We start from the raw sequence: 9,607 nt of genomic DNA, 5'->3' as shown, positions 1-9,607 counted from the left end.
GCGCAAGGCGCCGGCGGAGGATTTCAGCGACAGGCGGGGCGCTTCATGGTCGAGGGCGCCGGCCGGTGCGACGCGTGCGACCGGGCCGCCGATGTCTTTTCGGCATGGGCGGCCCGAGCGTGCAGGCCGTGTTCGCGCGCCCGCCGAGCGCGCAAGGCGCCGGCGGAGGATTTCAGCGACAGGCGGGGCGCTTCATGGTCGAGGGCGCCGGCCGGTGCGACGCGTGCGACCGGGCCGCCGATGTCTTTTCGGCATGGGCGGCCCGAGCGTGCAGGCCGTGTTCGCGCGCCCGCCGAGCGTGCAAGGCGTCGGCGGAGGATTGCAGCGACAGGCGGGGCGCTTCATGGTCGAGGGCGCCGGCCGGCGCGACGCGCGCGACCGGGCCACCGATGTCCACCCTTGGTTCGACGACGACGGCGCCCCACCGCCCGCCGCCGTCGCCATGACCGGCACGGCGCTTTCCCGGCGCCCGGCTCGCCGCTGCCGCCACGCGCCGCCCGGACAGGCTCAGGGCGCGCTCACCGGATGCTTGAGCGCGTGCGCGGTCTCGATCCACTGGGCGTGGTACTCGGCCTCGTCGCGCGCGAGCCCCAGTTCGCCGTTGCGATACGCCATCGCGAGCGTCTGCACGGCCTCGGGCAACTCATGGTCGGCCGCGTGCCGGTACAGTTCGAGCGCGCGCGCCTCGTCGCGCGGCACGCCGCTGCCGTCGCGATAGGCGTTCGCGAGCATGAACTGCGCGGCCGGGATGCCCTGGCGCGCCGCCTGCTCGAACCAGCGCGCGGCGGCGGCCGGATCGGCCGGCGTGCCGTAGCCGCTGCGATACATGAGCCCGAGATAGTAGCCGGCGGCGGGGTCGCCCGCGGCCGCGACCGGGCGCAGCAGCGCCAGCGCGCGCGGGTAGTCGCGCGCGACGCCGCTGCCGAGCAGCAGCGCCTTGCCGAGCGCGAGCTGCGCGGTGCGCGCGCTGGCGGGCGCCTTGCCGTCGCGCGCGCCGCCATGCGCGGCGGTCTCCAGCCAGCCGAAGCCCTCGTCGCGCAGCCCCGGCTCGCGGGCGCCGAGCAGCGCGACGCCGAGCGCCGCCTGCGCGTCGCCCGAGCCGTGCCGCGCCAGCTCGCGCAGCTTCTGCAGCGCGCGCGGCTCGCTCGCCTGGGCGACCATCGCCTGCCATTCCTCGATCTGCGCGCGGCTGGCAGGCGCGGGCGCGCGAGCCGTCCAGCCGGCCGCCGCCACGCCGGCGGCGAGCACCGCCGCGAGCGCGAGCATGCCGGGCGGCGCGAGCCGCGCGCGCAGCAGGCGCCGCAGCGGGCTGCCCGCCGGCGAGCCGATCGTCACGAATTCAACGTTGCGCATCGCGTGCCTCATTGCGTCAGGTCGATTTCATAGGTCGCGAGGCTCTTGCCCGTGCCGTCGTCGGCCGCCACCTGCGTGATGCCGATCAGGCCGGCCTTGGTCGCTTCCGCGAGCAGGTTCGGCGCCGACGCGAACTGCACGTGCGCGACCGAACCGGCGAGCTTCGTGAAGCGCCAGCTGCGCGCCGAGCCATCGGCCGTGCGCGTGATGTTGACGCGCTTCTTGATGTACGCGATCAGCACGTCGCGGTTCGCATCCGGCGACGCGAAGATCGTCTTGCTGCCGTCGAGGCCCGGGAAGTTGCCGCCGCCGCTCGCGCGGTAGTTGTTGGTCGCGACGATGAACTGCGCGTTCGGATCGAGCGGCGCGCCCTTGTACAGCAGGTTCTTGATGCGGCCGCCCGGCGCCTGCGTGACGTCGATCTCGTAGCTCAGGTCGGCCGACGTGAACATGTCGAAGTTGTAGCCGGGGAAAGCGCTGACGAGCTTCTGCACGGTCGGCTTGGTCGGATCGATCGTGTTGAAGCGCTTCGCCGCGGTCTCGAGCCAGTTCTTCAGGTCCGCGCCGCTCACCTTCACCGCGTACACGGTGTTCGGGTACAGGTACAGGTCGGCCGCGTTGTTGATCGCGAGCGCGCCCGGCGCGACGTCGGTGAAGTCGTTGCCGCCGCCGAAGCCGCTCTTGAACGGCGCGCTCACCGACAGCACCGGCAGCGTCGCATACTGCGGCAGGTTGGCCTGCACGTAGGTCGCCACGTAGTCGGCCTGCGCCTCGTTGACGATCTGGATCGCGCCCGGATCGCCGACGTCGGCGAAGTAGCTGGTCATGCGGTAGTCGGTGCGGCCGACGGGCGTCTTCACGTAGTCGATGGTCGCCTGATGCTCGGTCGCGATCGCCTTCGACACCGACGGGTCGGCCGCCACGTACGACTTGTCGGCGTTCTGGATCGAGCGCGCCTCGACCGTGGTCTGCGACTTGTCGACGTTCCAGCGCTTGCCGTCATAGGCGAGCCCGAGCTTGATCACGCCGAGGTGCTTGCCCCAGAAGTTCGCCATCACGGTCGGCACGCCGTTGACCGTGCCCTTGACCTTGTCGACGCCCGGCAGGTTGAACTGGCCGACCGTGCTCGTCGCATCCGGGAACACCTGGTGCGAGTGGCCGATCAGCATCGCATCGATGCCCGGCACGGTGGACAGCCACCAGCTGCCGTTCTCCATCGTCGGCGAGTACGCCGAGTTGTCGAGGCCGCCGTGCGAGATCGCGACGATCAGGTCCGCGCCCTTCGCGCGCATTTCCGGCACGTACTGCTCGGCGGTTTCCTTCAGGCCGCGCGTGTAGACCTTGCCGTCGAGCCAGCGCTTGTCCCAGTTCATGATCGCGGGCGGCGTGAAGCCGATGATGCCGACCTTCACGGGCGCGCTCACGGTGCTGCCGTCGGGCGCCGTCGCGGTGACCGTCCGGGTGATGATCGTGTAGGGCTGGAACAGCGGCGCGTTGGTCTTCGCGCTCACCACGTTGGCGAGCACCTGCGGGAAATCCGGGCCCGCGCACTTCTTCTGCTGCGCCGGGTCCGGCATGCCGGCCACGTTGAAGGTGTTGCCCGTGACCTGCGACAGGTACGGCAGCCCGTAGTTGAATTCGTGGTTGCCGATCCCGCCGCCGTCGAACTTCGCCGCGTTCATCACCTTGTAGATCGCGAGCGTCTGGTCGCACGACACCGGGCTCACGAGCGCCTGGTAGTCGGCGAGCGCCGTGCCCTGGATCGTGTCGCCGTTGTCGAACAGCAGCGTGTTCGGATACTGCGCGCGCGCCTGCGCGATCAGCGTCGCGACCCGCTCGAAGCCGAGCGAGTTGTCGGCCGCGAGCTTGAAATAGTCGTACGACAGCACGTTGGTGTGCAGGTCGGTCGTCTCGAGCACCGCGACCGTCGCCTTGGTGCCGACGGCGGGCGCTTGCGCGGCGGGCGGCTGGGCGGGCGAGCTGGTGCCGTCGCTGTTGCAGGCGGCGAGGAACGCGAGGGACGCGAGCGCGGCGACGGCCGGCAGACGCGGGCGGGACAACGGCGGGAAGAGCATCGGATTTTCCTGTTCTGTGTGCTGTCTTGTCGTGCGGAAAAGAGAAGCGGCGCGCGGGCGCCGACGGCCGTCTATTCGGCGCGTGAGAGTATCGAAAGGAAACATGACGGCCGAATGAAAGTGCCATGATGGCTGTTCGGAAGCTGCGCGCCAGCTGGCAGGGCTGGCAGGGCCGCGGGCCGGAGCCGGGCAAATCGGCGCGTCGCGGGATGGCCCGGTTCGCTACAATGGCCGCTGTCATCGTTCTGTCCCGAATCGCCACTTGGATTTCCAGACACCTCCGGGCCTGTCGGTCGAGACCGGCAGCCAAGGCAAGACCGTGCGGCTTTCCGGCCAGTGGACGGCGCTCGCGCTCGCGCTCGATCGCGACCGGGGCGGCGCCGCGCGCCGCGTGGCCGGGCTCGCGCGCCATCCGGTGCGCGAGTGGGACCTGTCCGCCATCGAGCGGCTCGACCACGTCGGCGGCCAGGCGCTGTGGCGCGTGTGGGGCCACCGGCTGCCCGCCGACATCGCGCTGACCGACACCCAGCGGATCGTGTTCGAGCGGATCCAGCGGCTCGACGAGGGGCGCGAGCCGCCCGAGCCCGTCGTGCACGCCGGGCCGGTCACGCGCCTCGGGCTCGCGCTGTTCAAGTTCGGCGAGCACCTGCGCGGCGCGATCACGATGTTCGGCAGCGTGATGCTCGACCTGCTCGGGGTGCTGCGCCGGCCGCGCACGATGCCGTGGACCGAGTTCTCCGCGAGCATCTACAGCGCGGGCACGCAGGCGCTGCCGATCACGGCGCTCGTCGCGTTCCTGATCGGCATCGTGCTCAGCTACCTGTCCGCGCAGCAGCTGCAGATGTTCGGCGCGAACCGCTATATCGTGAACATCCTCGGGCTGTCGGTGATCCGCGAGCTGGGGCCGGTGCTGTCGGCGATCCTGGTCGCGGGCCGCTCGGGCTCGGCGATCACCGCGCGGATCGGCGTGATGCGCGTCACCGAGGAGCTCGACGCGATGCGCGTGATGGGGATCCCGCACGGCTTGCGGATCATCCTGCCGCGGGTGCTCGCGCTCGGCGTCGCGATGCCGCTCCTCGTGATGTGGACCAACATCGTCGCGCTGTCGGGCGGCGCGCTCGCCGCGAAGCTCGTGCTGGGCATCGACGTCAGTTACTTCGTGCGCTCGCTGCCGGGCGTGGTGCCGATCGCGAACCTGTGGATCGGGCTCGGCAAGGGCATCGTGTTCGGGATGCTGATCGCGCTCGTCGCCTGCCACTTCGGCTTCCGGATCAAGGCGAATTCGCAGAGCCTCGGCGAGGGCACGACGACCTCGGTCGTCACCTCGATCACGGTCGTGATCCTGGCCGACGCGGTGTTCGCGATCCTGTTCCAGAACGTGGGGCTCGGCTGATGGCGACCAACGACCTCGTGATCGAAGTGCACGACCTGTCGAAGCGCTACGGGCGCAACGTCGTGCACGAGCACCTGGATTTCGACGTGCGGCAGGGCGAGATCGTGTCGATCGTCGGCGGCTCCGGGTCGGGCAAGACCACGCTGGTGCGCCAGATCCTCGGGCTCGAACGGCCGACGTCCGGCACCATCAAGGTGTTCGGCCAGGACAACGCGACCATCGACGCGGATTCCGCGCGGGTCATGCGCAACCGGTCCGGCATGCTGTTCCAGCAGGGCGCGCTGTTCTCGTCGATGACGGTGTTCGACAACATCGCGCAGCCGCTGCGCGAGCTGGGCAAGATCCCGGAAGACCTGCTGCACGATATCGTGATGCTGAAGCTCGAGATGGTCGGGCTGCCGTGCAAGCATGCGTCGAAGATGCCGGCCGCGCTGTCGGGCGGGATGGTGAAGCGGGTGGGGATCGCGCGCGCGATCGCGCTCGAGCCCGAGCTGCTATTCCTCGACGAGCCGACGGCGGGCCTCGATCCGCAGGCGTCGGACGAATTCGTCGAGCTGATCGCGACGCTGCATCGCACGCTGGGCCTCACGGTCGTGATGGTCACGCACGATCTCGACACGATGGTCGCGCTGTCGACGCGGGTCGCGGTGATCGCGGACCGCAAGGTGCTGGTGGCCGCGCCCGTCGAGGCGGTCGCGAACGTCGATCATCCGTTCATCCACGAGTATTTTCTGGGCCTGCGCGGCCGGCGCGCGCTGCAGGCGTTGCCGCCCGAGCGGCGTGCGAAGCTGCCGAAGGCCGCGCTCGCGCCGGCGCTGTCGAGTGTCGAGTTGTAGACGACGAAGGAATTCCCGAATGGAAAACAAGTCACATGCGTTCTGGGCCGGGCTGTTCACGATCGGGTTGCTGTCCGCGATCGTGGGCGCGGTGTTCTGGTTCAACGTCGACCGCACCGTGCGGATCCCTTATGACCTGGTCGCGCGCACCAATGTCACCGGGTTGTTCCCGGACGCGGCGGTGCGCTATCGCGGGCTCGACGTCGGCAAGGTGCAGTCGATCAACTTCGATCGGGCGCACCCGGGCGAGATCGTGATCCGGATCCTGGTCGACAAGGACGCGCCGATCACGCGCTCGACCTTCGGCAGCCTGGGTTTCCAGGGCGTGACGGGCATCGCGTTCGTGCAGCTCGACGACACGGGCGGCGACGTGTCGCCGCTGCCGACCTCGACCAAGTCGGTCGCGCAGATCCCGATGCACCCGAGCCTGTTCGACCAGATCCAGCAGCGCGGCGACGAGCTGCTGCGGCAGATGGAAGTGGCGGCGAAGAGCGTCAACGCGATGCTTTCCGACGACATGCGCGCGCAGCTGCGCGCGACCGCGGCGAGCATGCAGCAGGCGGCGGACGGCGTGACCACCCTGACCCGGCAGCTCGGGCCGGCGGTCGCGCAGATGCCGGAGACGGTCACGCAGGTCAACCGCACGCTCGCGTCGGCGAATGCGCTCGTCGCGCCGGGCGGCCCGCTCGCGGCGAATCTCGACCGCGCCGGCAAGGCCGCCGAGCAGGCGGGCGCGGCGTTGTCGACGATGGACCAGACGCTGGCCGACCTGAACGCCCGGGTCCACTACGACACGCTGCCGCGCTTCAACACGCTGGCGACGAACGTGAGCGACGCGTCGCGCACGCTGAAGGACGTCGCGGGCGAGGTCGGGCGCAATCCGCGCAGCCTGCTGTTCGGCGCGCCGGGCGCGGCGCCGGGGCCGGGCGAGGCGGGCTTCGCCTGGCCGCAGGGCGCGGCCGCCGGGCAGTGAGCGGCGGTGGGAAACAGAACCTTGTCTTTTGAAATGCAGGAACACGTCATGTCACCTTTTCCTCGCCGTCCGGCTCGCCCGGGCGCCGCGCTGCTCGCGGCGCTGACGCTCACGCTCGCGCTCGCGGGCTGCGCCGGTACGCCGGCCGCGCTGAGCAACATCCGCTACGACTTCGGCCCGGCGACGCCGGCCGCGTCGGCGGGCAGCGGGCCCGCGCTCAAGGTGCTCGACGTGACGGCGCCCGACGTGCTCGATTCGGACAAGCTCAACTACCGGCTCGCGTATGCGGACGCGCAGCGCCTCGCGTCCTACCGCGACAGCCGTTGGACCGCGCCGCCCGCGCAGTTGCTGACGCAGCGCCTGCGCGGCGCGCTGGCGCTGCGCGGCACGGTGCTGGAGGGCGCGGACGGCGTGCGCGCGCCGGTGCTCAAGGTCGAGCTCGACGAATTCGAGCAGGTGTTCGACGGCCGCTCGGAAAGCCATGCGGCGGTGACCGCGCGCGCGACGCTGACGCGCGACGGCAAGGTGCTGAGCCAGCGCACGTTCGTCTCGCGCGCGCCGTCGAGCACGCCCGATGCGGCGGGCGGCGCGCGCGCGCTGGCGACCGCGAGCGACGAGCTGGTCGCGCAGCTGGTGGCCTGGCTCGGCGTGCAGACCTACGCGGCCGCGCCGTGACGGGCGCGGCGGCTGCGCGGTCCGGATGAAGCCCGGCGCGGGCCGCCGTTCGACGCTCGCGCGGCAGGCGCTCGCCGTGTACGCGGCGCTGATCGTCTATGCGTCGCTGTCGCCGTTCTCCGGATGGCGCTCGCTCGGCGTGGGGCCGTTCGACTACGTGCTCGCGCCGATGCCGCGCTACGTGACGACGTTCGACGTCGTCACCAATATCCTCGGTTACCTGCCGTTCGGCGCGCTCGCGGTGCTGTCGCTGTATCCGCGCTGGCGCGGCGCGCGCGCCGTGCTCGCGGCGGGCCTCCTCGGCGTGCTGCTGTCGGCGGCGATGGAGGCGCTGCAAACCTACTTGCCCGCGCGCGTATCGTCCAACCTCGACCTGGCGGCCAATGCGGGCGGCGCGCTCGCGGGGGCGCTGCTCGCCGCGCCGGCGGCGGGCGCGCTGATCGAGCGCGGCCTGCTGCGGCGGGTGCGCGACGCGTGGTTCGACGCGGAGGCGTCGACGCCTTTGTTCATCGCGGCGCTGTGGCCGTTCGCGGTGTTGTTTCCCTCTCCCTGGCTGTACGGGCTCGGCGACTGGCCGGCGGCGCTGTGGGCGCGCACGGATGCGTCGATGCGCGGCGCGCTGCTCGATTGGCTGCCGCCCGCCTGGCAGGTGGCGCGCTGGCCGGAGCGGCTCGACGGCTGGCTCGGCGCGTCGGGCTGGGATGCGCTGGTGGCGGGACTGGGACTTGCCGGGGCGCTGCTGCTCGCGTCGCTCGCGATGCGTCCGGACGCGCCGCGCGTGCGGCTGCTGGCCGGCTACGCGGCGCTGGCGCTGGGCTTGAAGGCGGCGGCGGCGTATCTGCAGGCGCGCGGCGGCTTGCGCTTCGAATGGGCCGCGCCCGGCGCGTGGCTGGGGATGGGGTCGGCGCTCGCGGTGGCGTGGCTCGCGCTGCCGCTCGGGCGGCCGGCGCGGGTCGGGCTCGCGACGCTCGCGCTGGCGGCGGCGGTGGCGCTGGTGAACCTGCTGCCGGTGGATCCGTTTTTCGAATACACGCTGTCCGACTGGCGGCAGGGCCGCTATGTGCATTTCAACGGGATCGCGCACTGGCTCGCGTGGAGCTGGCCCTATGCGGCGCTCCTGTGGCTCGCGACGCAGATCGAGCGCGGCTGGCTCGGGCGGCGCGGCTAGCGTCAGCGGGCGGGCGAGCGGCTCGCTATAATCGGGCGTTCCCGAATTCCAACCATTCCCACTCTACCGGCGCCGACGTCGCGCCCGATCGCCCACATCATGGATGCCTACTACCAACACCACGTCTTTTTCTGCCTGAACCAGCGCGAGGCGGGCGCGGAACGCCCGAGCTGCGCGAACTGCGATGCGCAGACGATGCAGGAATACGCGAAGAAACGCGTGAAGGAGCTGGGGCTCGCCGGCGCCGGCAAGGTGCGCATCAACAAGGCGGGTTGTCTCGACCGTTGCGAGGAAGGGCCGGTGATGGTCGTGTATCCGGAAGGGACGTGGTACACGTATGTCGACAAGAACGATATCGACGAGATCGTCGAGTCGCACCTGCGCGACGGTCAGGTGGTGGAGCGGCTCCGGATCTGAGCGCGGGTCGCGGGTTTCGAGTGGTGGAGTGTGAAGTGAACGAGACAGCAGCATGAACGTACATACGCAGAAGTCCCTGATTGCCGGCCCGGTCGGCGAGATCGAGATCGCCGTGGACCTGCCCGACGCCGTGCGCGAAAACGGCGAGGCGCCGCGCGGCATCGCGCTCGTCGCGCATCCGCATCCGTTGTTCGGCGGGACCATGGACAACAAGGTCGCGCAGACGCTGGCGCGCACGCTCGTGCAGCTCGGGTACGTGGTCTATCGATCGAATTTCCGCGGGGTCGGGGCGACGCAGGGAGCGCATGACAACGGCGTCGGCGAAGCGGACGACCTGCTTGCCGTGATCGCGCACATGCGCGCGCAGGGCGCGTATGCGCAGATGCCGCTCGTGCTGGCCGGGTTTTCGTTCGGAACCTTCGTGCTGTCGCATGTCGCCGAGCGGCTGCGCGGGGCCGGGCAGGCCGTCGAGCGCATGGTGTTCGTCGGGACGGCGGCCAGCCGGTGGCAGGTCGCGAACGTGCCCGAGGATACCGTCGTCATTCACGGCGAGGTCGACGAGACGGTGCCGATCTCGGCCGTTTATGACTGGGCGCGGCCGCAGGAATTGCCCGTGGTCGTCATTCCCGGCGCGGAGCATTTCTTTCACCGCAAGCTGCATGTGCTGAAGCGGATCATCGTGGCGGCGTGGCGCTAGGTCCGCCTCGCGCCGCCGCC

The 9,607-nt window shown here is 70.8% G+C and carries 9 protein-coding genes; 7 read left to right on the top strand and 2 right to left on the bottom strand.

Annotated features, from left to right (window positions below; genetic code table 11):
* Positions 1-507: 507 nt before the first annotated feature.
* On the bottom strand, positions 508-1,353 hold the full coding sequence (locus tag AC1RQF_RS16180; protein ID WP_492872464.1) for a tetratricopeptide repeat protein: 846 nt from the start codon (positions 1,351-1,353) through the stop codon (positions 508-510).
* A gap of 8 nt (positions 1,354-1,361) precedes the next feature.
* Positions 1,362-3,428 (bottom strand): bifunctional 2',3'-cyclic-nucleotide 2'-phosphodiesterase/3'-nucleotidase, encoded by a 2,067-nt coding sequence (locus AC1RQF_RS16175; protein ID WP_492872463.1) that lies wholly within the window; start codon positions 3,426-3,428, stop codon positions 1,362-1,364.
* Between the two features lie 262 nt (positions 3,429-3,690).
* Here AC1RQF_RS16175 and AC1RQF_RS16170 point away from each other — a divergent pair, with 262 nt between their 5' ends.
* From AC1RQF_RS16170 to AC1RQF_RS16140, 7 genes are all read left to right on the top strand, one after another.
* Positions 3,691-4,821: an MlaE family ABC transporter permease gene (locus AC1RQF_RS16170; protein WP_273999329.1), complete on the top strand. Its 1,131-nt coding sequence runs from the start codon at positions 3,691-3,693 to the stop codon at positions 4,819-4,821.
* Complete coding sequence (locus tag AC1RQF_RS16165) at positions 4,821-5,657, top strand: ABC transporter ATP-binding protein (RefSeq protein ID WP_273999327.1); 837 nt, start codon at positions 4,821-4,823, stop codon at positions 5,655-5,657. Before AC1RQF_RS16170 ends, AC1RQF_RS16165 begins: the two co-directional genes overlap by 1 nt.
* Positions 5,658-5,676: 19 nt before the next feature.
* A complete protein-coding gene (locus AC1RQF_RS16160) occupies positions 5,677-6,630 on the top strand; it encodes an MlaD family protein (RefSeq protein ID WP_273999326.1) in 954 nt (317 codons plus the stop codon).
* Between the two features lie 33 nt (positions 6,631-6,663).
* A complete protein-coding gene (locus AC1RQF_RS16155) occupies positions 6,664-7,305 on the top strand; it encodes an ABC-type transport auxiliary lipoprotein family protein (protein WP_274004386.1) in 642 nt (213 codons plus the stop codon).
* 25 nt (positions 7,306-7,330) lie between these two features.
* Complete coding sequence (locus AC1RQF_RS16150) at positions 7,331-8,473, top strand: VanZ family protein (RefSeq protein ID WP_273999325.1); 1,143 nt, start codon at positions 7,331-7,333, stop codon at positions 8,471-8,473.
* Between the two features lie 99 nt (positions 8,474-8,572).
* Positions 8,573-8,890 carry a (2Fe-2S) ferredoxin domain-containing protein gene (locus AC1RQF_RS16145; protein WP_273999324.1) on the top strand — a complete coding sequence of 106 codons (318 nt, stop codon included), beginning with the start codon at positions 8,573-8,575 and terminating at the stop codon, positions 8,888-8,890.
* Positions 8,891-8,942: 52 nt separating this feature from the next.
* Positions 8,943-9,587 (top strand): alpha/beta hydrolase, encoded by a 645-nt coding sequence (locus tag AC1RQF_RS16140; RefSeq protein WP_273999323.1) that lies wholly within the window; start codon positions 8,943-8,945, stop codon positions 9,585-9,587.
* The last annotated feature ends 20 nt before the right edge of the window (positions 9,588-9,607 follow it).

Source organism: Burkholderia sp. GW821-FHT14F03, from assembly GCF_058803765.1.
Note: the sequence above shows the minus strand (reverse complement) of the source record. Positions and strands in the feature narration are given on the sequence as shown.

Coding starts and splice junctions, on each gene's coding strand:
- AC1RQF_RS16180 (WP_492872464.1), bottom strand. CDS start 1,353: ATGCGCAACGTTGAATTCGTGACGATCGGCTCGCCGGCGGGCAGCCCG.
- AC1RQF_RS16175 (WP_492872463.1), bottom strand. CDS start 3,428: ATGCTCTTCCCGCCGTTGTCCCGCCCGCGTCTGCCGGCCGTCGCCGCG.
- AC1RQF_RS16165 (WP_273999327.1), top strand. CDS start 4,821: ATGGCGACCAACGACCTCGTGATCGAAGTGCACGACCTGTCGAAGCGC.
- AC1RQF_RS16160 (WP_273999326.1), top strand. CDS start 5,677: ATGGAAAACAAGTCACATGCGTTCTGGGCCGGGCTGTTCACGATCGGG.
- AC1RQF_RS16155 (WP_274004386.1), top strand. CDS start 6,664: ATGCAGGAACACGTCATGTCACCTTTTCCTCGCCGTCCGGCTCGCCCG.
- AC1RQF_RS16150 (WP_273999325.1), top strand. CDS start 7,331: ATGAAGCCCGGCGCGGGCCGCCGTTCGACGCTCGCGCGGCAGGCGCTC.
- AC1RQF_RS16145 (WP_273999324.1), top strand. CDS start 8,573: ATGGATGCCTACTACCAACACCACGTCTTTTTCTGCCTGAACCAGCGC.
- AC1RQF_RS16140 (WP_273999323.1), top strand. CDS start 8,943: ATGAACGTACATACGCAGAAGTCCCTGATTGCCGGCCCGGTCGGCGAG.